Source organism: Lentibacter sp., from assembly GCF_965657785.1.
Lineage (GTDB): Bacteria > Pseudomonadota > Alphaproteobacteria > Rhodobacterales > Rhodobacteraceae > Lentibacter.
In genome coordinates this window covers 1-19,572 of sequence record NZ_CBFHPP010000001.1, presented here as the reverse complement: position 1 = coordinate 19,572, position 19,572 = coordinate 1, and the positions used below count along the sequence as shown (strand labels likewise).

Below are 19,572 nucleotides of genomic sequence, written 5' to 3'. Positions count from 1 at the left end.
ACAAGACATCCTAACGAAAGGATCCATGATGAAGATCGCCGCTATTCTTGTCGCAGCTGGTCGCGGAACCCGTGCTGGTGCGGGGCTGCCAAAACAGTGGCGCATTCTGGCGGGCCAGCGCGTCTTTGACTGGACGTATCAGGCCTTCCTGTCGCACCCCGACATCTCTCATGTTGTCGCAGTGGTGCACCCCGATGATCACAGCCAGCTCCCGTCAGGTCTTGAGGCTGTAAACGGTGGGTCCACCCGTGCGGCCTCTGTCCGCGCAGGTCTTGAAGCGCTTGAGGGCCGCGGCTTTAGCCATGTTCTGATCCATGACGCCGCTCGCGCCTGTGTCTCTCCCGACGTTATTTCTGGCGTGATCAAAGCGCTCATAACAAGCAAGGCCGCCGCGCCTGCGCTGCCTGTGACAGACGCGCTCTGGCAAGGGCAGGACGCAGCCGTCACAGGCACTCAAAGCCGCGAGGGCCTCTTTCGCGCCCAAACACCGCAAGGCTTTGCCCTCCCCGCCATCCTTGCCGCGCACCGCGCCCACCACAGCGCCCATGACGGCGAAGCGCTTGATGATGTGGAGATTGCACGCACAGCCGGGCTTGATGTCACGATCACACTGGGCGATGAAGACAATCTAAAGCTCACCCATGCGCAGGACTTTGTCCGCGCCGAGCGCATTTTGAGAGGCACTATGGACATACGGCTTGGCAACGGATTTGACGTTCACGCCTTCACCGACGGCGATCAGGTCGTTCTCTGCGGCGTCGCTATTCCTCATAACAAAGCCCTGTTGGGCCATTCCGACGCAGATGTCGGGATGCACGCCATAACAGATGCACTTTATGGCGCGCTGGCTGAGGGCGACATAGGCCGCCACTTCCCACCAAGCGATCCGCAATGGAAAGGTGCGGCAAGCCATATTTTTCTGGCCCATGCCTGCGCACTGGCGCGTTCCAAGGGCTATGAGATCGGCAATATCGACTGCACGCTCATTTGCGAACAGCCCAAAATAGGCCCTCATGCGAGCGCCATGCAAACCGAATTATCCCGCATCATGGGGCTGGACCCCTCCCGCATTTCTGTCAAGGCAACAACCTCCGAGCGCCTCGGCTTCACGGGCCGCGAAGAAGGCATAGCCGCCCTCGCAACCGCAACATTGGTGACATCATGAAGCCACTTGCAAGGCTCGCCGGCACATTCTTCTACGTCGGATATATGCGCCCCTTTTCAGGCACTTGGGGCTCTGCGGCCGCCCTCCCCTTGGCCTATGCGCTCAATCTGCTCGGCGGCTACTGGCTGGTCGCGTTTGGCGCGCTTGCGGCCTTTCTCATAGGCTGGTGGGCCACGGCGATTATGATCGAAGGGCAAGATGATCACGACCCCTCAGAAGTTGTCATGGACGAAGTCGCAGGCCAGTGGATCGCGCTTTTGCCTGTCCTGATAGGCGCATCCCACGCAGGCGTTGACGCACTTGCGCTCTGGCCAGGTTGGCTCGTGGCCTTCATTGGCTTTCGCTTTTTTGATATCCTCAAGCCTGGCCCCATCGGTTGGGCCGATCGGCGTGGTGATGCACTTGGCGTCATGCTGGATGATATCATCGCAGGTGTCGCCGCGGCCCTCACAGTGGGCCTCGCGGCCGCTGTCTGGCATGGGGTGTTGATGTGAACGCCTCGGCTCTCCTTGACGTCGCCCGCGCCGCTGGCCTGACGATTGCCACAGCCGAGAGCTGCACAGGCGGTCTGGTCGCCGCCACCCTCACCGATATTGCAGGCAGCTCTGATGTTTTTGAGCGCGGATTTGTGACCTACTCCAATGCCGCCAAGCGCGAGATGCTCGGCGTCAAAGCTCATACATTAGACACCCACGGCGCCGTCTCAGAAGAGGTCGCCCAAGAAATGGCAGAGGGCGCGCTGAGGCAGTCCTCGGCTTCCCTTGCCGTCTCGATCACTGGGATCGCAGGCCCCGGAGGCTCGGAGCACAAACCTGAAGGCCGCGTCTGCTTTGGCCTTGCAGTGCGCGGTAAGCCCACACACTTTGAAACTGTCGAGTTCGGCCCCCTTGGCCGCGCCGAAGTGCGCCAAGCCGCCACGGCCCACGCGATTGCCTTGCTGCTGAAGGCCGCTTCCACATAACGCACAGCTTTCAGGCAATGCCCGATAATTTTGCCTAAAATTAAGGCAATACGCAAAACGCCTCTGATTTAAGCGCGCGTGCCCCTTCTTTCAGCGCTCCGCCTGCGCTTTGAGCACTTCAAAGCAACGAAGGAATGATAAAATGAACGGAGCCGACACCGCTTGGATCATCGTCGCAACAGCGCTGGTCCTCTTCATGTCCCTACCGGGCCTTGCGCTCTTTTATGGCGGGCTTGTGCGCGCCCGCAACGTACTCAGCGTCTTTATGCAGGTCTACGCCATCGCCTGCCTCATGAGCGTGCTCTGGCTGGCCGTGGGCTATTCCATCGCCTTTGGCGGGGCCAATGCCTACTGGGGCGGCCTCGGCAAAGCCTTCCTCTGGGGCGTTGATGCCGACAGCCTCTCAGGCAGCTTGCCGGAAGTTCTTTTCTTCGCCTTCCAGATGACCTTCGCGATCATCACCCCGGCCCTTATCGTTGGCGCATATGTCGAACGTATCGGCTTTGGCTTTGTGCTTCTCTTCTCCGGCCTCTGGATGTTGCTCTGTTACGCGCCCGTCGTATCTTGGATTTGGGGCGGCGGCTTTCTCTCTGATGGTGGCATTTTTGGCGAAACAGGCGTGCGTGACTTTGCAGGGGGGATCGTTGTGCATGAAACAGCGGGCCTTGCGGCCCTGGTGATCGCCGTGGCGCTTGGACCACGGCGCAATGCAACCACGCCGCCGCACAATCCGGGCTATGTCTTTATCGGCGCCGCCATGCTCTGGGTTGGTTGGTTCGGCTTTAATGGCGGCTCCCAGCTCGCCGCCGATGGTGGAGCGGCCATGGCGCTCACCGTCACACATATCTCGGCCGCAACCGCCTCACTCACATGGGCGCTCTGGGAGCGCATCAAATACGGTAAATCTTCTCTCGTCGGCATCGTCACAGGCACAATCGCAGGCCTTGCCAGCATCACACCCGCCTCCGGCTTTGTTGGCCCCGTCGAAGCCCTTTTGATCGGCGCTGTCGCGGGTGTGCTTTGCCAAGAGGCCGTGACGCTCATTCGTCACAAGCTCAAGATCGACGACACGCTCGATGTCTTTGCCGTTCACGGTGTCGGTGGTATCTTCGGCACGATCATGATCGCTGCCTTCGGCGCTGGCTCATGGGCCGCACAGCTCGGAAGCCTTGCCATTGTTGGTGTGTTTACAGTCGTGGTGAGCTACGCTCTGCTCAAGCTCTGCGCGCTCATAACACCTCTGCGTGTCGATCAGGAAACAGAGGTCAACGGGCTTGATCTCGCGGTCCACGGCGAACGCGCTTATGACCACACCTCCTAAAGTCAAACGGGCGCTCTTCGGGGCGCCCGTTCTCCATTCAGCGTGCTATTCTGTGATAAGAGACAAAAGCGCGGTGACATCTGCGCTCTGCACAACATCCCAATAACGCGCAGCCTCTCCCTTGGGCAAAACACCCTCGCCCTTGGCCAATAGCTTCTCAAGTCGCGCCTCAAAACTCATTGGCGCGCGCAAATCATGCTCCGCCTGAGCACTTGCACCGCCCGCCTCAAGCGTCACGCGCGACGCCTCCTCACTCACCGCCTCATCGGCAATCACCTCAACCGAGGCCATCAAAGCCCCCGTGCTCTCGCGCATCGGAAAGAGGCTCTGCAAGCCCGCCTCATCAACCGCAGCGCCGCCAGTCTGCACCAAAAGCGCCGCTAAAGCGCGGTATGAAAACTTTGCCTCCAGCGCATCCTTCACACTTGGCTTGTTGCATACGCTCATCCAGCGTGGATGGGTGCGCACCGTTATCCGCTCAAGGGTCCGCTCAGACGAAGGCATCCGCTGCAAAGCGTCGCGCAGCGCCTCGATCATGGCGTGGGTGCCATGGCAGCAAGGATAAAACTTATGGGTCACCGCCTCAAAAAGCCAGGCCTCGCCAATCTCGTCCCAAGCTGCGGTGTCCTTGAGGCCATGATGGGTCGCCGCAAAGGCTTCAAATACAGTCTCAGAGCCCGCCAGCCCCGCTTCAGCCATCAAGACAGCTTCGACACCATTGGCCGCCGCCATACCCGCATTCACAGGCTTCATCCCCGTGCCAAACTGCGCCTTTAGCCCCGCCGCAAAGCCGCAAGCATTGCTCAAGGCGGCGCGCACGTCCCTGTGCCCCGCCGCCACACTCGCCGCAAGAGCCGCACCGATTGCACCAGCCGTTGCGGTCTGGTGATAGCCAATCTGATAGTGCTCCCGACCGAGCCAAACCCCAAAGCGCGTCGCCGCCTCGGCGCCCATCAAAGCCGCGCGTAAAATCGTCTCAAACGACGCGCCACGCGCCTCGCCCATCGCCAGAGCGGCAGGGATAACAACAGTGCTCACATGACCGATATGGGCAAAATGCGTATCATCATAATCAAGCGCATGGCTCACAGTGCCGTTCGCAAGCGCCGCCATCCGCGCACTCGCCCCGCCCCCAAAGAACAGCGAGGCCTCGCCCTGCCCAGCCGCATAGGCCAAAGCGCTCTCGGCCACGGCGTCTCCCTTGGCCGCGCGGCTCACGATCAACCAATCCAGCAGACAAAGACGCATTACATCCGTCGCCGAGCAAGGCAACTCCGCCTCTCGCTGCGTTTCATAGAACGCCGCCAATGTCTCAAATGCGTTCATCCGTAGAGTTCCTTTGCACGGGCCTCAAAGGCCTTCACAATCCGCTGCATCGCCTCATAAAAGAACAGCCCACCCGCCTTCTGCAACAAGAAGTTCTTAAACTCGAAATCCACATCAAAACGCACTTCACAGCCGCCATCCGTCTGCGCAAAAAACCAGTTAGAGCGCATATATTTGAACGGTCCATCGAGATATTCGGTTTCGAGCCGTGCGGGCACGCCAGCTTGCGCCTCAAACATCCGCACACGGCTGCCAAAACGCTCGCGAAAGACCTGAAACCCGATCACCAGATCAGCCAGCATCTCTTCGCCGCCGTCAATCGGCGTCACAGAGCGCACCCGCGCCGCCGAACACCACGGCAAAAACTCGGGGTAGCGCGCGACATCGCCCACAAGCTGATACATTTGCTCAGGGCTATAGGGCAAAACCCGCGTCTCTTCGTGCTTGGGCATGAGGCCTCTCAAGTTTCGCGTTTACAGTGGCCCCCCATTTCGTATGGTAGCGCGCGGAATTCAAGGGGGAACCATGCCAGAGCGTCCATATGTCATCGACGAACTTATCTCGGCCAAGGCCATTGCGGCGCGGATCGAAGAGCTGAGCCGCGCCATCAAAAAAGAGTTTCACGACACAGACAAGCTGGTCGTCGTGGGCCTTCTTCGCGGCTCGTTTGTCTTCATCGCCGATCTCGTGCGCGAGCTTGATCTTGCCGTCGAGGTCGATTTCCTCGAGGCCAGCTCCTATGGCGACAGTATGGAAAGCTCGCGCGAAGTGCGGATCCTCAAAGACATTCGCGGCCAGATCGAAGGCCGTGATGTGCTGGTGGTCGAAGATATCGTCGATACCGGCTACACGCTGGAGCACGTGTTGCACCTGCTAAAAAGCCGCAAACCGCGCAAACTGCGCACGATTGCGCTGCTCGACAAGCCCACGCGCCGCGAAACAGGCGTTAAGGCCGACTGGATCGGATTTGAAATCCCCGACGAATTCGTGGTCGGCTACGGGATCGACTTTGCTCAACGCAACCGCAACCTGCCCTTTATCGGCTGCGTGCGCTTTCTGGCCGAGGGTGACGCCTAGGGTTTACTTGTGCCATAGGCCCTCTATCCTGCCTGACACCATGTTAGAGGAATGAGTGTCATGCGCCGTCTCTTTATCCGTGTCCTCGCCGTCGGGCTGGTTTCTGCTTTTGCCTTCTGGCAGCTCAGCAAGCCCAAACAGCTCCCCGAGTCCGCCCTCGCAGGATTTATCGGTGACGCCAGTGCCGGCGAAGCGGTGTTTCATGCCGCGGGCTGCGCCTCCTGCCATGCCGCACCCGACGCAACAAGCGAAGATAAACGCCTGCTCGCAGGCGGGATGCGCTTTGCTTCGCCGTTCGGAACCTTCATCGCGCCCAATATCTCCCCCGATCCCACCCATGGGATCGGCGGCTGGAGCAAAACCGATCTTGCAAACGCAATGCTCTTTGGCACATCGCCCGAAGGCCAGCATTACTACCCTGCCTTTCCTTACGGCTCTTATGTCCGCATGAAACTCAGAGGCGACGGTCTCCAAGACCTCGCCCACCTGCACGCCTACCTGCAAACGCTCCCCGCTTCAGATAGCCCAAACCAGCGCCACGAGGTCGGCTTTCCCTTCAATATCCGCCGTGGCCTTGGCCTCTGGAAGCGGGTGTTTCTGGAGGAGTACTGGGTCGCCTCCGTGCCGCTTGAGAGCGCGCCGCTTCAGCGTGGGCGCTACCTTGTCGAGGCTTTGGGCCATTGCGGCGAATGCCACACCCCGCGCAATCCTCTCGGTGCGCCGCTCAATGACCAATGGCTCTCAGGCGCCGCCACCCCCTCGGGCACAGGCCGCATCCCCGCGATCAACGCGCTGGACTGGAGCGAAAAAGACATCATTTATTACCTTGAAACAGGCTTCACCCCCGATTTTGACAGCGCAGGCGGTCATATGGCCGCCGTCATCGAAAACACAGCCAAACTCCCCGCATCTGACCGCGCCGCAATCGCCGCCTATCTCGCGACTTTACCCTGAGGCAAAGAGACAAATCACGCCCATGAAAATGCGCTTCAGCCCTGCGCAAGTTTCTTTTCGCGTGCGTCTCTCAGCCGCGCGAAATCGTCGCCTGCATGGTAGCTTGAGCGCGTCAGAGGCGTTGCCGAAACCATCAAGAAGCCCTTGCCATAGGCCGCCGTTTCATAGGCCTTGAATTCGTCAGGATGCACAAAGCGGTCAAGCGTCTGGTGCTTTGGCGTCGGCTGCAAATATTGCCCGATGGTGAGAAAGTCGATATCCGCCGCGCGCATATCATCCATCACCTGCATCACAGATTGCTTGTCTTCCCCAAGACCGACCATAATGCCCGATTTGGTGAAAATCGAAGGATCAAGCTCTTTCACCCGCTGCAAAAGCCGCAGCGAATGAAAATACCGCGCGCCGGGGCGCACTTCGGGATACAGCCCGGGAACAGTCTCAAGATTGTGGTTGAAAACATCTGGTTTAGCCTCAACAACGATCTCCAAAACACTGGGATCACACTTTAAAAAATCAGGCGTCAAGATCTCGATCGTGGTTGTGGGCGAACGGTGACGAATGGCGCGAATGGTCTGGGCAAAATGCTCGGCCCCGCCATCTTCCACATCATCACGGTCAACCGAAGTGATCACCACATGGTTCAGCCCAAGCTTTTCGACAGCATTGGCCACACGACCCGGCTCAAACGGGTCAAGATCTTCAGGCGGCTTTCCTGTCGCAATATTACAAAACGAGCAGGCCCGCGTGCAGACCTCGCCCATAATCATCATGGTGGCGTGGCCTTGGCTCCAGCATTCGCCCGCATTGGGGCACGCGGCCTCTTCGCAAACCGTGGTCAGCTTGTGCTCGCGCATGATCTCATGGGTTTTTTTATAACCGTCGCCTTGGGGCGCTTTGACCCTGATCCAGCTTGGCTTGCGCGGCTGGGCGTTGTCGGGCTTGCGCGCCTTCTCGGGGTGGCGTTGTTCGGGTATCTTCAGATCACGCATGAGAGAGCTTCCTTCACAGTTCGCCCACCCATAGCCAAAACACGGGCCCCTGTCACGCAGGAAGCGCGGCACGCTGCTCTGCCCGCAGCGCATAGCGTGAAGACCTCACCCGATCATCTTTGTGCCTTCCCCAAGGCTTGCGTAATACCGCGCAAGTCGCTCCAAAGCGATCCGCAAGACAATCTTGCCCGAGCGCGCCGACCAGCCGAGCGCCTTTTCCGCCGTTTCCACCCCTTCCAGCTGGCAACAACAGCGCAGCGCCACATCTCCCAGCCCCGGCCCTAACAAAAGCAGCGCCGAGGCCACCCGATCCGCCGCCGCCTCCGCACTCAAGGGCTGGGTCTTGCGCCGTGCAGGCAGGGTTTCATGCGCCAATAGCGCCTCCCAATCATAGCTTGCGCCGGATGCCATCTGGGCCAGTTCATAATCCTCGCGCAGCCGCTCTCCCGCACTGACCTGTGCCGCCTGAAGAAACAGGCTACCATCCTTTTCACGCCGCCGTGACAGGATCATCAAAGGCGTTTCGCCCAAAGTGCTGCGCCGCCGCAGCGATTTTGCGCCGCTGGCGTCAAAGCGCATTTGCCCCTCCGCAAAGCCCCGCGCGCGGTTTTCACTCTCCGCCAATAGCCCGCCCAATGCCACGCGCCCCGCCGATGTGATGCGATAGCGCGAAATCCGCCCCTCAGTGGCACAGGCAATCCAGTCTTTCACAGCCAAAGCCTGTGCCAAGGCGCGCTCCACAACAGCCGTGCGCGTGGTGGTTCCCGCCTCCGTCTCTCTGACAACAACGCCCTTTTCCATATCACTCGCCAGCGCCAGAACGGCCCCCGGCTCGCTCAAACGGCGCAAAATACGCCGCGCCTCGGCCGCAAACGTCTCATCATCAGGCAAACAGGGGCTTTCAGCGGGCATTACATGGATCAAGGCAGGCTCCTTTAAGGTCGTGCAGGGGGCTTTTGTGCAAGGCTTCACAGTCAAACTGCTGAACGCCTCATCAATCAGGCTCTCGTCGCGCAAGCGTTCCCAGCGGCTGATTTGTCGTGAGATTGTAGAGGGGTGGCATTGGCTCAAACGGCTCAAGGCCCTGATCGACATGCCCAGTTCTGTATGCGCCAGATAGGCGAGCGCCGAGCTGGGGAACCACTTTGGCCATCGGCCGTGTCCAGCCCCGAAGCGCTCCGTCTCAGCCAGTTCAAAGCGTATGACAGTCATCCAATATCCTCACGTTATCCACAGGCTTCCCCACAGGTTATCCACAACCTAAACTTGTGTGGTTACGCATTCGTTAATTTTTACGTATTGGAAACTATTGTTGATAAATTCTAAACAGACCTAAACCTTGCGTGCGCTCGATCATGGCTCCGCGCAACACCCGCTAAGGTTGTTTAACCTGCCTCACAGTTCTGTTTTTTATGTGAGGTAATTATGCAAGATCCGCTGTCCCGTTTTGAAGCCCTGCGCCGTCCCGGCCTCTTGCTCAAGGCCGCAGAAGCTGGCCTGCGCCATTATATGCGCAGCTCTCATCTGGCCCGCGCTTTGGGGCAATACCACCACGCCCAAGCGCTGACGTCATGTGAGGCGCTGCAAGATCTGCTTGAGATCGAACACAGCCTCAACGAAAAGCGCCGCCAGAATGAAGCGGGCTACAGCTACTTGCGCCATATCGAAGTTCTGATTGCCACGCTCGGCGAAGCGCAGCTTTTGCGCGCAGCCGCGCCGCAAACGCCAGCAGAATAAATAAGAAAAAGGCCCCGCATCCCTGCGAGGCCTCGTTTCACACTTAAGACGGCCTTAAATAAACGCGTCAGGCATAGAGGCTTTCTTTTCGGCGACATAGGCTTCAAGCGCCTCATTGATCGCGGGGTCCATCGCGGGCTGTTCATATTGCCCCAGCAGCCGCTCAACCCGTGAGGTCGCCAGCTGGCGTGTGTCGCGCCCGCCTTCGTCTTCCCATGTTTCAAACGGCTTGTAGTCAAAAACATCCGACTTCCAGAAGGCTGTCTTGAAGTTCGCCTGCGTGTGCGCACAGCCCAGATAATGCCCACCAGGCCCGACTTCGCGGATCGCGTCCATGGCCTGCATCCCCTCGCTCATATCAATGCCCTTTGCGAGTTGGTGCAATGTGCCAAGCTGGTCGGCATCCATGACAAACTTCTCAAAGTCAGCCACAAGACCGCCCTCAAGCCAGCCGCAGGAATGAAGCATGAAGTTGACCCCCGACAGCAGGCCCATATTGAGCGAGTTGGCCGTCTCATAGGCGGCCTGCGCGTCGGGCAGTTTTGAGCCGCAGAACGACCCCGCCGAGCGGAACGGAAGCCCCAAACGGCGCGCAAGCTGGCCTGCGCCATATGTCACAAGGCTCGCCTCTGGCGTGCCAAAGGTCGGTGCGCCGGAGTTCATATCAATCGAGCTTACAAAAGCCCCGAAAATCACAGGCGCGCCAGCTTTACAAAGCTGGGAGTACGCCACGCCCGCCAGAACCTCGGCCAAAACCTGCGTCAGAGTGCCCGCCACAGAGACAGGCGCCATAGCCCCACCCACAATAAAGGGCGAGATGATGCAGGCTTGGTTGTTGGCCGCATAAACTTCAAGCGCGCCCATCATCACATCATCAAATGTCATCGGTGAGTTGATGTTCACAAGCGAGGTCATGACCGTGTTTTCTTGCACAAACTCTTTGCCGAAGAGAATGCCGCACATATCTACAGAATCCTGCGCGCGGCTTGGCTCGGTGACCGAGCCCATGAACGGCTTGTCGCTGAGCTGCATATGCGCGAGCAACATATCAAGGTGACGTTTGTTGACAGGAATATCTGTCGGTTCGCAAACCGTGCCGCCCGAATGGTGCAGCCACTTTGACATATAGCCAAGCTTCACGAATTTCTTGAAGTCATCCATCGTCGCATAACGGCGACCGCCTGCGGAATCGCGCACAAAGGGCGGGCCATAGACGGGCGCCAGAACGAGGTTGCGCCCGCCGACCACAACATTGCGCTCGGGGTTGCGCGCGTGCTGGGTGTATTCGCTCGGCGCGGTCTTGATCAGCTCGCGCGCAAGCCCCTTGGGCAGGCGGACCCGCTCGCCCTGAACATCCGCGCCCGCATCACGCCAGCGCTGGAGCGCAGCGGGATTGTCAACGAAGTTGACCCCGACTTCTTCCAGAATGGTTTCGGCATTGGCTTCAATGATCTGAAGCGCTTCTTCATTGAGCACTTCAAAATTTGGAATGTTGCGCTCGATATATTTGGCTGTTTCAAAAGAAACGGCGCTGCGCTCGGCACGGCGCGCTGCGCCGCCGCCTGCTCCGCGTCCACGTTTGCGTACTGCTGTTGCCTCGGTCATTGGGCTATCCTTGATTCTGGAACACAGGAAAAATCTGCTTCTCAATAGCCCGCGCCCGCGCCCACCCGCAGCGCTTTTGCGCCCCTTGGCAGGAAAAAGCGACATTGCCCGCCCTGTCTGCATAAAACAACAGACCATAGCGCTTTCTTATAGCCCTGGGAATTGACCTTCGCCGCACTCTGCCCTAGAGCCAAATCATGACAGATATATCGCATGAAACCCTCCTGATCATCGACTTTGGCAGCCAAGTCACACAGCTTATTGCGCGCCGTTTGCGCGAGCTGAATGTCTACTGCGAAATTCATCCCTACCAGAACGTCACAGACGCTTTTCTGACCGAGCTTTCGCCCAAGGCGATCATCTTCTCGGGCGGCCCTGATTCCGTGATGCGCGACGGCTCGCCGCGCCCGCCCCAAAGCGCCTATACGCTTGGTGTGCCCATTCTCGGGATCTGCTATGGTCAGCAAGTCATGATGCATGATCTTGGCGGAAAAGTTGAAGCCGGTGAAAATGCCACGGCAGAATTTGGCCGCGCATGGGTCAGCCCGACAGGGACAAGTGACGCCTTCATCAACGGCTGGTTCATGGACGGCTCGGGGCGCGAACAGGTCTGGATGAGCCACGGCGACCATGTCAGCGAAATCGCCCCGGGCTTTGAAGTGCTCGGCACCTCCCCCGGCGCGCCTTTTGCCATGACAGCGGACCTTGCGCGTAACTTCTTTGCTGTGCAGTTCCACCCCGAGGTGCACCACACCCCGAATGGCAAAACGCTTTATGAAAACTTCGTAAAGCTCGCAGGCTTCTCAGGCGACTGGACCATGGGCGCCTACCGCGAAGAAATGATCCGCCTGATCCGCGAGCAAGTCGGCGACAAGCAGGTGATCTGCGCGCTCTCGGGCGGCGTTGACAGCTCGGTGACTGGCCTTCTTTTGCACGAAGCCATCGGCGAGCAGCTCACCTGTGTGTTTGTCGATCACGGCCTTCTGCGCCTCAACGAAGCCGAAGAAGTCACCAAGATGTTCCGCGAGAACTACAATCTCAACCTCATTCACGCCGATGAAACCGAGCTTTTCCTTGGTAAGCTGGAAGGCCAGTCTGACCCCGAAACCAAGCGCAAAATCATCGGGGGCCTTTTCATCGACGTGTTCCAGAAATACGCCGACACCATCGAGGGCGCCGAGTTCCTCGCCCAAGGCACGCTCTACCCAGACGTGATCGAAAGCGTGAGCTTCTCTGGCGGCCCGTCTGTGACGATCAAGTCGCACCACAACGTCGGCGGCCTGCCCGAGAAGATGGGCCTCAAACTCGTCGAGCCCCTGCGTGGGCTCTTCAAAGACGAGGTGCGCGAGCTTGGCCGCGAGCTTGGCCTGCCCGACAGCTTCATCGGCCGACACCCCTTCCCCGGCCCTGGCCTCGCGATCCGCTGCCCTGGCGAGATCACCCGCGAAAAACTCGAAATTTTGCGCAAAGCCGATGCGGTCTATATCGATCAGATCCGCAAACACGGGCTTTACGACGAGATCTGGCAAGCCTTCGTCGCGATCCTGCCGGTGCGCACCGTCGGTGTGATGGGCGACGGGCGGACCTATGATTTTGCCTGCGCCTTGCGGGCTGTGACCTCTGTGGATGGTATGACGGCCGATTACTACCCGTTCACGCATGAGTTCCTCGGCGAAACCGCCACGCGGATCATCAATGAGGTCAAGGGCATCAACCGTGTGACCTATGATGTGACATCCAAACCGCCCGGCACGATCGAGTGGGAATGAGGGGTTTCGCCTTGGCTTGCGCCAAGCCGACCCGCTGGGGGACGCTGTCCCCCAGACCCCCTGGGATATTTATCGCAAAAAGAAAGACATGAGCGAAGCCCCCCAAACCCTGCGCGCTGCGCTTTGGATGATCGGAGCGATTGCGTCCTTCTCCGCTATGGCCGTGGCGGGGCGGGCGGTCAGTTTTGAGCTCGATACCTTTGAAATCATGCTCTACCGCAGCTTGATCGGGTTGGTGATCGTGGTCGCTGTTGCCCGTGCACGCGGCCATCTTGGCGACATCACCCGCCGCCACATGGGCACGCATCTTATCCGCAATATTGCCCATTTCAGCGGACAGAATCTATGGTTCTTTGCACTCACTGTCATTCCTCTGGCGCAGGTGTTTGCTTTGGAGTTCACTTCGCCAATCTGGGTTCTGGTCTTGTCTCCCTTTGTTTTGGGCGAACGCATGACCCGAACCCGCGTGCTTGCCGCGCTGATGGGCTTTGCGGGTATTCTTATTGTGGCCCGCCCCTTTGGCGAAACCGTCGGTATTGGCGTGATCACAGCCTCGCTCGCCGCGATCTGCTTTGCCATTACAATCATCCTAACAAAGCGGCTCACCCGCAGCGAAAAAATCACCTGTATTTTGTTTTATCTGACCGCCATGCAAGCCGTCTTCGGTGTTCTGGCCGCAGGGTTTGACGGCGACATCGCCCTGCCCTCTCCCGTCACTGCGCCTTGGCTTATGCTGATCGGCTGCGCGGGGCTTCTGGCGCATTTCTGCCTCACCACTGCACTCAGCCTTGCACCCGCAACCGTGGTTGTGCCAATCGATTTTGTGCGCCTGCCTGTCATCGCCCTGATCGGCTGGGGCTTTTATGCCGAAGCGCTTGATCTTTGGGTCTTTGCCGGCGCTCTGCTGATCTTTGCTGGCAATTATTTCAACATCTGGAGCGAAACCCGCAAGAAACGGGTCGTGACGCACGCAAAAGCACGCCAGAGCTAGGCCATGACAGATCAAAAATCTCTCTCGCCGCGCACATGGGCCGAGCTTTTGCTGCTGGCTCTGATCTGGGGCGGCGTCTTTCTTTCCGTGCGGCTCGCCCTGAACGAAGTGGGCGTGCTCTCCACGGTTGCGCATCGCGCGCTCTGGGCCTCTTTCGTGCTTTGGGGCCTCGTCTTTGCGCGGCGCTTGTCGCTGCCGCGCGCTTGGCCCGTCTGGGGTGCATTCCTCGTCATGGGGCTGCTCAACAACGTCATCCCCTTCACTCTGCTCAACTGGTCACAACTTCATATCGAAAGCGGCCTCACGGCCATTCTCAACAGCGCCACAGCGATTTTCGGCGTGCTCGTCGCCAGCCTCTTTCTGGCCGACGAGCGCCTCACAGCCCAGAAGCTTGCGGGCGTTTGCATCGGCTTTTTCGGCGTGGCCACAGCCATCGGCCTTGAAAACCTACGCGACTTTGACATCCGTTCGCTGGCACAGCTCGCCGTTCTGGCGGCGACAGTGTCTTATGCCTTTGCAGGTGTTTGGGCGCGCAAGCATCTGGCGGGCCTGCCCCCGCTTGTCGCCGCCGCAGGAATGCTCACAGCCACGATGCTGATCATGGTTCCGCTGGCCTGGCACTTTGAAGGCCCGCTCACGCTTGCCTTGCGCGTCGAAACGCTGGCCGCCATCGCCTATTATGCGCTCGCGGCCACAGTGCTGGCCTATCTGCTCTATTATCGCGTTCTGGCGATGGCTGGCTCGGGCAATCTTATGCTTGTCACCCTGCTGATGCCGCCCATCGCAATTCTCCTCGGTTGGGCTGTCTTGGGCGAGGCGTTGCACCCGAGGGCGCTCTTTGGCTTCGGGATCCTCGCGCTTGGCCTGCTTATTCTCGATGGTCGGCTCTGGGCCTTGATCCGCAATAGAGTTTGACCCCGCCGCACAGCCGCTTTACTCCAGTGAGGCGTGAAGAATGAGGCCAAGCATGATCTATCCAACAGCCAGAAGCTGGCAGGACGCCCCCCAGAAAAAAGCCCTCTTTTTCGGGATGTCGGGCCTTGGCAAAACCCATGTGGCCAATGCGCTACGCGAAACAGGTGACTGGTTTCACTACTCGATCGATTACCGCATCGGCACCCGCTACATGGGCGAATATATCGCCGATAACGCCAAGCGCGAGGCCATGAAAGTGCCGTTCTTGCGTGAGCTTTTAATGAGCGATTCCATATACATAGGATCAAACATCACCTTCGGAAATCTCGCCGCCGTCTCCTCCTATCTCGGCAAGCCCGGGGCCGTGGCCAAAGGCGGCATGAGCATGGCGCACTACAGCGCCCGCCAGGAGCAATTCCGCCGCGCCGAAATCGCGGCCCTGTTGGATACACCCTATTTTATCGACCGCGCCGAGGCGCTCTATGGTTATCCGCATTTCATCTGCGACACAGGTGGCTCTGTCTGCGAATGGGCCGATCCGTCCAATCCTGAAGACGAGCTGATGAAAACCCTGAGTGAGAACACCCTGATGATCTGGCTCAAAGGCTCTGAGGCCCATACCGAAGAGCTGATCCGCCGCTTTGATCGCGCGCCCAAGCCTATGGCCTACCAGCCCGCCTTTCTGGCCCGCGTCTGGAGCGAATACCTAAGCGAAAACAAATGCTCAGAAGATGAAGTTGATCCTGATAGCTTCATCCGCTACACCTACGCACGCGCCCTCGCGCACCGCCAGCCGCGCTATGAAGCCATGTCCAAATGGGGCATCACAGTCGAGGCCACCGATATCGCCACAGTCCGCGACGCGGCTGATTTTGACGCTGTCGTAACGGCCGCCCTTGAGGCCCGCGCCAAAGCGTCCTAAATCAGCTCTCCCCAACAGAAGGCCAAGCCCATGCCGATCAAACTGCCCTCCCATTTGCCCGCCTACTCCGTGCTCAGCCGCGAGGGTGTGATGGTGATGGGCGAAGATGAGGCCAGCCGTCAGGACATCCGCCCCTTGCGGATCGGCCTGCTCAATCTGATGCCCAAAAAGATCCAAACAGAAAACCAGTTTGCCCGCCTCATTGGCGCAACGCCCTTGCAGATCGAGCTGTCGCTCATTCGTATGTCCGAACATCAGGCTCGCAACACAGCCGCAGAGCACCTCGAAGAGTTCTACCGCTCCTTTGAAGAGGTCGCCGCCTCTGGCGAAAAGTTTGACGGGCTGATCATCACAGGTGCCCCGATCGAGCATTTGCCCTTTGAAGAGGTCACCTATTGGGACGAGCTGACCCGTGTTTTTGACTGGACCCAAACCCATGTTCACAACACATTCGGCGTCTGCTGGGGCGGCATGGCCATGCTTGGCTATTTCCATGGTGTCAAAAAGCACCTGCTCGACCACAAGCTTTTTGGCTGCTACCGCCACCTCAACTTCGCTCCGCAAAGCACTCTTTTAAGAGGGTTTTCCGATGACTTTGTTATGCCAGTGAGCCGCTGGACAGAAATGCGCCGCGACGAGATCGAAGCGGCAGGTCTCACCGTGCTGCTGCATTCCGAAGATGTGGGCCCCGCGCTGGTCGAAGACCCCGCGCGCCGCGCACTCTATGTCTTCAATCATCTGGAATATGACAGCGGCACGCTGGGCGAGGAATACGCCCGCGACCTCGCGCAAAACCAGATTGAAGGCGCCAACATCCAGCTGCCAGTGGGCTATTTTCCCGCCGATGATCCGAGCAAAACCCCGCTCAACCGCTGGCGCAGCCATGCCCATCTCCTCTATGGCAACTGGATTTCCGAAATCTACGAAACCACGCCGTTTGACATTGAAAAGATCGGTCTCGAAAGCACCGATCTGCGCGGCTGATGCTCAAACTGGCGCTCTATAGCCTTGTCGTGCTGGCGCTCGTCTGGCTGGCACTCTGGCTCCTCGCCCAACGGGCCGAGCGCGCCGCCGAAGCCGCCACCCCGCCCCGTGGCGAGATCGAGATCATCAATGGCGCCGCCGTGCACGTGGTTGTGACAGGCGCGCCAGATGGCCCTGATCTTGTGCTGATTCACGGCTCCAACGGCCACACCCGCGACATGAGCTTTTCACTGGCGGCCAAGCTTGCGCCGCACTACCGCGTTTTTATGGTCGACCGTCCGGGCCTTGGCTATAGCGCCGCGCTTGGCCCAAAGGGCGACAGCCTGCGCGCCCAAGCCTCCCAAATTGCAGAAGCTGTAAAGGCCATGGGGGCCAAGAGCCCGATCGTTTTGGGCCATTCCTATGGCGGCTCTGTCGCGCTCGCGTGGGCGGCCTATGCTCCCGAGAGCCTCTCGGCGCTCGTCCTGCTCGCCACGCCCTCCCATCCCTGGGCAACCCCCCTTGACCCGCTCTACCGCGCAGGCTCAAGTCCGCTCCTCGGCTCGCTCTTTCTGCCGCTCCTGCCCGCAGTCATCTCCGAATCCTATATCGAAGCGACGCTCACAAAAGTCTTTGCCCCCGACCCTGTGCCAGAGGGCTACTTTGACTATTTCGGCCCCAAGCTCTCGCTGCGCCACGCCTCGATGCGGGCCACATCCCACCAGCGTGCCAATCTCTTGAGCGAAATCAAGGAGATGGTCCCGCTCTATCCCGAAATCAGCCTCCCCGTGGAAATCCTCCACGGCACCAATGACATCACAGTGGGCCTGAAGATACACGCCGAACCCTTGCTACAAGACCTGCCCAACGCCACACTCACTTCGGCGAAAGGCCACGGCCATATGATCCAGCACAGCGCCGAGACCGAGACCCTCGCCGCCATTCACCGCGCCGCCAGCCGCGCAGGATTGCGCCCCGCGCCCTAAGCCGCCATAGTGGTCAAAACGAGTTAGGAGGCCCGCATGGAGCTGCCCTTTGATGGTGCAATCACCACCTATTTTGAACAGGACGCCCCCGAGGCCATCCGCAGCGCCATCAGGCGCGCCGAAAAGGGCGATATCCTCAGCCCGACCTACCCCTATTCAGATCGGATGCCGCGCAAAGCCTATGAAAAAGACATGGCCAACCTGCAAATAGAACTGGTCAAACTCCAGACATGGGCCAAAGCCACAGGGGCGCGGATCGCAATCGTGTTTGAGGGCCGTGATGCCTCTGGCAAAGGCGGCACAATCAAACGCTTCCGCGAAAATCTCAATCCACGCGGCGCACGGGTTGTTGCCCTGTCCAAGCCAACAGAAAAAGAGCAAACCGAATGGTATTTCCAGCGCTACATCGAGCACTTGCCCTCCGGCGGCGAAATCGTGCTCTATGATCGCAGCTGGTATAATCGCGGCGTCGTCGAAGATGTCTTCGGCTTTTGCACAAAAGACCAAAGAGAGCATTTCTTCGCCCAAACCCCCGCCTTTGAACAGATGCTGGTTGAAGAAGGCATCCACCTCGTCAAACTCTGGCTCAATGTTGGCCGCGCCGAACAATTGCGCCGCTTTCTAGGCCGCGAAAGCGACCCGCTCAAACACTGGAAACTCAGCTGGATCGACGTCGAAGGCCTGAAAAAATGGGAGAATTACTCAACCGCCATCCGCGAAACCCTGACCCGCACCCATACGGGCGAGGCCCCTTGGACCATCCTGCGCTCTGACGACAAACGCCGCGCCCGCCTTAACGCCATTCGCGCCGTGCTCACCCAAATCAACTATGACCGCAAAGATACAAAAGCCCTCGGCGCAATCGACCCGCTCGTCTGCGCAGGCCCAGAGATCTGGGATGCCTAAAAAACGCGGCTATCATCATGGCAACCTGCGCCAGGCCCTGGTCGACTCTGCCCTACAGCTGATCGAAGTCAGAGGCCCGACAGGCTTTACCCTCTCCGAAGCCGCCAAAGCCGCTGGCGTCACGCCCGCTGCGGTCTATCGCCACTTTGAAGGCCGCGAAGACCTGATCGCCGAAGCCGCACGGCAGGGATACGAGATATTTGCCGACCTCATGCAATATGCCTATGACACAGGACAGCCCTCCGCCCTCGCCGCCTTTGAAGCCACAGGACGCGCCTATCTGGCCTTTGCCCGCAAATACCCGGGCCACTATATCGCGATGTTTGAAAGCGGTATCTCGGTCAACCGCACAGCAGAGCTGGCCACAGCCGCCGCCCGCGCCCGCGCTGTGCTCGAAACAGCCGCCACAGACCTCAGCCAACACATTCCCGCCGAAAAACGCCCGCCCGCATCGATGTTCTCAGCCCATATTTGGGCGATGAGCCACGGCGTCGTCGAACTCTTCGCACGCAACTCCCCGGGAACACAAAGCCCGTTTTCGCCCGAAGACCTGCTGGAATCAGGCATCGGTGTCTATTTGAGAGGCCTTGGATTAATCCAATCTGACCAATGAGTTCACAAGAGTGATTGCGCCGCCTTCGGCGACGCTCCGCTGGGGGCTTCGCCCCCAGACCCCGTTTCAACTGGGGGCTTTGCCCCCAGACCCCCAGGATATTTTCAGAAAGAGGAAACAGGAGAGGCGGACAAGCCACCTCCCCCAGAGAAGCCATGCTTCCCCTTTCACGGTCATCGGCGTCCCCGCCTGTACCGCAAGAGGATGATCGCCCAAGTTGGTTAATATTATGTTATTCCTCTTTCCCGAAATATCCCGGGGGGTCTGGGGGGCTGGCCCCCCAGCAGGTCGGCACCAGCCGAAACACCTCGCATAAAGAAAAAGGGCCACTCCGAAGAGCAGCCCCGTTCCATATCCGATATTCGTAAAGCT

The 19,572-nt window shown here is 59.2% G+C and carries 20 protein-coding genes; 15 read left to right on the top strand and 5 right to left on the bottom strand.

Annotated elements, in window-relative coordinates; all coding sequences use genetic code 11:
- The first annotated feature begins 28 nt into the window (after positions 1-28).
- The 4 genes from ACTF58_RS00100 (at position 29) to ACTF58_RS00085 (ending at position 3,447) form a co-directional block, all read left to right on the top strand.
- Positions 29-1,165, top strand: a complete 1,137-nt coding sequence (locus ACTF58_RS00100; protein WP_438989923.1) for a bifunctional 2-C-methyl-D-erythritol 4-phosphate cytidylyltransferase/2-C-methyl-D-erythritol 2,4-cyclodiphosphate synthase — start codon at positions 29-31, stop codon at positions 1,163-1,165.
- A complete protein-coding gene (locus ACTF58_RS00095) occupies positions 1,162-1,659 on the top strand; it encodes a phosphatidylglycerophosphatase A family protein (protein ID WP_438989922.1) in 498 nt (165 codons plus the stop codon). Before ACTF58_RS00100 ends, ACTF58_RS00095 begins: the two co-directional genes overlap by 4 nt.
- Positions 1,656-2,126, top strand: a complete 471-nt coding sequence (locus ACTF58_RS00090) for a CinA family protein (RefSeq protein WP_438989921.1) — start codon at positions 1,656-1,658, stop codon at positions 2,124-2,126. Before ACTF58_RS00095 ends, ACTF58_RS00090 begins: the two co-directional genes overlap by 4 nt.
- 142 nt (positions 2,127-2,268) lie before the next feature.
- Entirely contained in the window at positions 2,269-3,447 is a 1,179-nt protein-coding gene (locus ACTF58_RS00085) for an ammonium transporter (protein WP_438989920.1), read from the top strand.
- A 45-nt stretch (positions 3,448-3,492) separates the two neighbouring features.
- On the opposite strand, the gene ACTF58_RS00080 is transcribed toward ACTF58_RS00085, so the two are convergent.
- Together ACTF58_RS00080 and ACTF58_RS00075 are read right to left on the bottom strand one after the other, a co-directional pair.
- On the bottom strand, positions 3,493-4,773 hold the full coding sequence (locus ACTF58_RS00080) for an MmgE/PrpD family protein (RefSeq protein WP_438989919.1): 1,281 nt from the start codon (positions 4,771-4,773) through the stop codon (positions 3,493-3,495).
- Complete coding sequence (locus ACTF58_RS00075; protein ID WP_438989918.1) at positions 4,770-5,225, bottom strand: type II toxin-antitoxin system RatA family toxin; 456 nt, start codon at positions 5,223-5,225, stop codon at positions 4,770-4,772. Before ACTF58_RS00075 ends, ACTF58_RS00080 begins: the two co-directional genes overlap by 4 nt.
- A gap of 73 nt (positions 5,226-5,298) precedes the next feature.
- Between ACTF58_RS00075 and hpt the strand changes: the two genes are divergently transcribed.
- Together hpt and ACTF58_RS00065 are read left to right on the top strand one after the other, a co-directional pair.
- Positions 5,299-5,850, top strand: a complete 552-nt coding sequence (gene hpt, locus ACTF58_RS00070; protein ID WP_438989917.1) for a hypoxanthine phosphoribosyltransferase — start codon at positions 5,299-5,301, stop codon at positions 5,848-5,850.
- Positions 5,851-5,910: 60 nt separating this feature from the next.
- Positions 5,911-6,804, top strand: a complete 894-nt coding sequence (locus ACTF58_RS00065; RefSeq protein ID WP_438989916.1) for a c-type cytochrome — start codon at positions 5,911-5,913, stop codon at positions 6,802-6,804.
- Positions 6,805-6,839: 35 nt separating this feature from the next.
- On the opposite strand, the gene lipA is transcribed toward ACTF58_RS00065, so the two are convergent.
- Both lipA and ACTF58_RS00055 read right to left on the bottom strand, forming a co-directional pair.
- Positions 6,840-7,793: a lipoyl synthase gene (lipA, locus tag ACTF58_RS00060; RefSeq protein ID WP_438989915.1), complete on the bottom strand. Its 954-nt coding sequence runs from the start codon at positions 7,791-7,793 to the stop codon at positions 6,840-6,842.
- A gap of 105 nt (positions 7,794-7,898) precedes the next feature.
- Positions 7,899-9,005, bottom strand: a complete 1,107-nt coding sequence (locus ACTF58_RS00055; RefSeq protein ID WP_438989914.1) for a DUF6456 domain-containing protein — start codon at positions 9,003-9,005, stop codon at positions 7,899-7,901.
- 213 nt (positions 9,006-9,218) lie between these two features.
- Between ACTF58_RS00055 and ACTF58_RS00050 the strand changes: the two genes are divergently transcribed.
- Positions 9,219-9,530, top strand: a complete 312-nt coding sequence (locus ACTF58_RS00050; protein WP_438989913.1) for a DUF6477 family protein — start codon at positions 9,219-9,221, stop codon at positions 9,528-9,530.
- A gap of 54 nt (positions 9,531-9,584) precedes the next feature.
- Here ACTF58_RS00050 and ACTF58_RS00045 read toward each other — a convergent pair whose 3' ends face one another.
- Complete coding sequence (locus tag ACTF58_RS00045; protein WP_438989912.1) at positions 9,585-11,135, bottom strand: trimethylamine methyltransferase family protein; 1,551 nt, start codon at positions 11,133-11,135, stop codon at positions 9,585-9,587.
- Between the two features lie 197 nt (positions 11,136-11,332).
- Between ACTF58_RS00045 and guaA the strand changes: the two genes are divergently transcribed.
- The 8 genes from guaA to ACTF58_RS00005 all read left to right on the top strand — a co-directional run bounded on the left by guaA (position 11,333) and on the right by ACTF58_RS00005 (position 19,200).
- Complete coding sequence (gene guaA / locus ACTF58_RS00040) at positions 11,333-12,904, top strand: glutamine-hydrolyzing GMP synthase (protein WP_438989911.1); 1,572 nt, start codon at positions 11,333-11,335, stop codon at positions 12,902-12,904.
- Positions 12,905-12,992: 88 nt separating this feature from the next.
- The gene (locus tag ACTF58_RS00035; RefSeq protein WP_438989910.1) at positions 12,993-13,895 is read left to right on the top strand and encodes a DMT family transporter; all 903 of its coding nucleotides are present in this window, start codon (positions 12,993-12,995) and stop codon (positions 13,893-13,895) included.
- A 3-nt stretch (positions 13,896-13,898) separates the two neighbouring features.
- Positions 13,899-14,810 carry a DMT family transporter gene (locus tag ACTF58_RS00030; protein ID WP_438989909.1) on the top strand — a complete coding sequence of 304 codons (912 nt, stop codon included), beginning with the start codon at positions 13,899-13,901 and terminating at the stop codon, positions 14,808-14,810.
- 52 nt (positions 14,811-14,862) lie between these two features.
- Entirely contained in the window at positions 14,863-15,732 is an 870-nt protein-coding gene (locus ACTF58_RS00025; protein ID WP_438989908.1) for an ATPase, read from the top strand.
- A 30-nt stretch (positions 15,733-15,762) separates the two neighbouring features.
- The gene (locus ACTF58_RS00020) at positions 15,763-16,716 is read left to right on the top strand and encodes a homoserine O-succinyltransferase (RefSeq protein ID WP_438989907.1); all 954 of its coding nucleotides are present in this window, start codon (positions 15,763-15,765) and stop codon (positions 16,714-16,716) included.
- Positions 16,716-17,681, top strand: coding sequence for an alpha/beta fold hydrolase (locus tag ACTF58_RS00015; RefSeq protein ID WP_438989906.1), 966 nt, complete (start codon positions 16,716-16,718; stop codon positions 17,679-17,681). The genes ACTF58_RS00020 and ACTF58_RS00015 overlap by 1 nt, the downstream gene beginning before the upstream one ends.
- 36 nt (positions 17,682-17,717) lie before the next feature.
- Complete coding sequence (gene ppk2, locus ACTF58_RS00010; protein ID WP_438989905.1) at positions 17,718-18,587, top strand: polyphosphate kinase 2; 870 nt, start codon at positions 17,718-17,720, stop codon at positions 18,585-18,587.
- Complete coding sequence (locus tag ACTF58_RS00005; protein ID WP_438989904.1) at positions 18,580-19,200, top strand: TetR/AcrR family transcriptional regulator; 621 nt, start codon at positions 18,580-18,582, stop codon at positions 19,198-19,200. Before ppk2 ends, ACTF58_RS00005 begins: the two co-directional genes overlap by 8 nt.
- The last annotated feature ends 372 nt before the right edge of the window (positions 19,201-19,572 follow it).

Excerpts from the sequence above, each read along its gene's own strand:
- ACTF58_RS00050 (WP_438989913.1), top strand. The coding sequence starts at position 9,219 with ATGCAAGATCCGCTGTCCCGTTTTGAAGCCCTGCGCCGTCCCGGCCTC.
- ACTF58_RS00055 (WP_438989914.1), bottom strand. The coding sequence starts at position 9,005 with ATGACTGTCATACGCTTTGAACTGGCTGAGACGGAGCGCTTCGGGGCT.
- ACTF58_RS00075 (WP_438989918.1), bottom strand. The coding sequence starts at position 5,225 with ATGCCCAAGCACGAAGAGACGCGGGTTTTGCCCTATAGCCCTGAGCAA.
- ACTF58_RS00080 (WP_438989919.1), bottom strand. The coding sequence starts at position 4,773 with ATGAACGCATTTGAGACATTGGCGGCGTTCTATGAAACGCAGCGAGAG.
- guaA (WP_438989911.1), top strand. The coding sequence starts at position 11,333 with ATGACAGATATATCGCATGAAACCCTCCTGATCATCGACTTTGGCAGC.
- ACTF58_RS00035 (WP_438989910.1), top strand. The coding sequence starts at position 12,993 with ATGAGCGAAGCCCCCCAAACCCTGCGCGCTGCGCTTTGGATGATCGGA.
- hpt (WP_438989917.1), top strand. The coding sequence starts at position 5,299 with ATGCCAGAGCGTCCATATGTCATCGACGAACTTATCTCGGCCAAGGCC.
- ACTF58_RS00045 (WP_438989912.1), bottom strand. The coding sequence starts at position 11,135 with ATGACCGAGGCAACAGCAGTACGCAAACGTGGACGCGGAGCAGGCGGC.
- ACTF58_RS00020 (WP_438989907.1), top strand. The coding sequence starts at position 15,763 with ATGCCGATCAAACTGCCCTCCCATTTGCCCGCCTACTCCGTGCTCAGC.
- ACTF58_RS00065 (WP_438989916.1), top strand. The coding sequence starts at position 5,911 with ATGCGCCGTCTCTTTATCCGTGTCCTCGCCGTCGGGCTGGTTTCTGCT.
- ACTF58_RS00100 (WP_438989923.1), top strand. The coding sequence starts at position 29 with ATGAAGATCGCCGCTATTCTTGTCGCAGCTGGTCGCGGAACCCGTGCT.
- ACTF58_RS00095 (WP_438989922.1), top strand. The coding sequence starts at position 1,162 with ATGAAGCCACTTGCAAGGCTCGCCGGCACATTCTTCTACGTCGGATAT.
- ACTF58_RS00085 (WP_438989920.1), top strand. The coding sequence starts at position 2,269 with ATGAACGGAGCCGACACCGCTTGGATCATCGTCGCAACAGCGCTGGTC.
- lipA (WP_438989915.1), bottom strand. The coding sequence starts at position 7,793 with ATGCGTGATCTGAAGATACCCGAACAACGCCACCCCGAGAAGGCGCGC.
- ACTF58_RS00005 (WP_438989904.1), top strand. The coding sequence starts at position 18,580 with ATGCCTAAAAAACGCGGCTATCATCATGGCAACCTGCGCCAGGCCCTG.
- ACTF58_RS00015 (WP_438989906.1), top strand. The coding sequence starts at position 16,716 with ATGCTCAAACTGGCGCTCTATAGCCTTGTCGTGCTGGCGCTCGTCTGG.
- ACTF58_RS00025 (WP_438989908.1), top strand. The coding sequence starts at position 14,863 with ATGATCTATCCAACAGCCAGAAGCTGGCAGGACGCCCCCCAGAAAAAA.
- ppk2 (WP_438989905.1), top strand. The coding sequence starts at position 17,718 with ATGGAGCTGCCCTTTGATGGTGCAATCACCACCTATTTTGAACAGGAC.
- ACTF58_RS00030 (WP_438989909.1), top strand. The coding sequence starts at position 13,899 with ATGACAGATCAAAAATCTCTCTCGCCGCGCACATGGGCCGAGCTTTTG.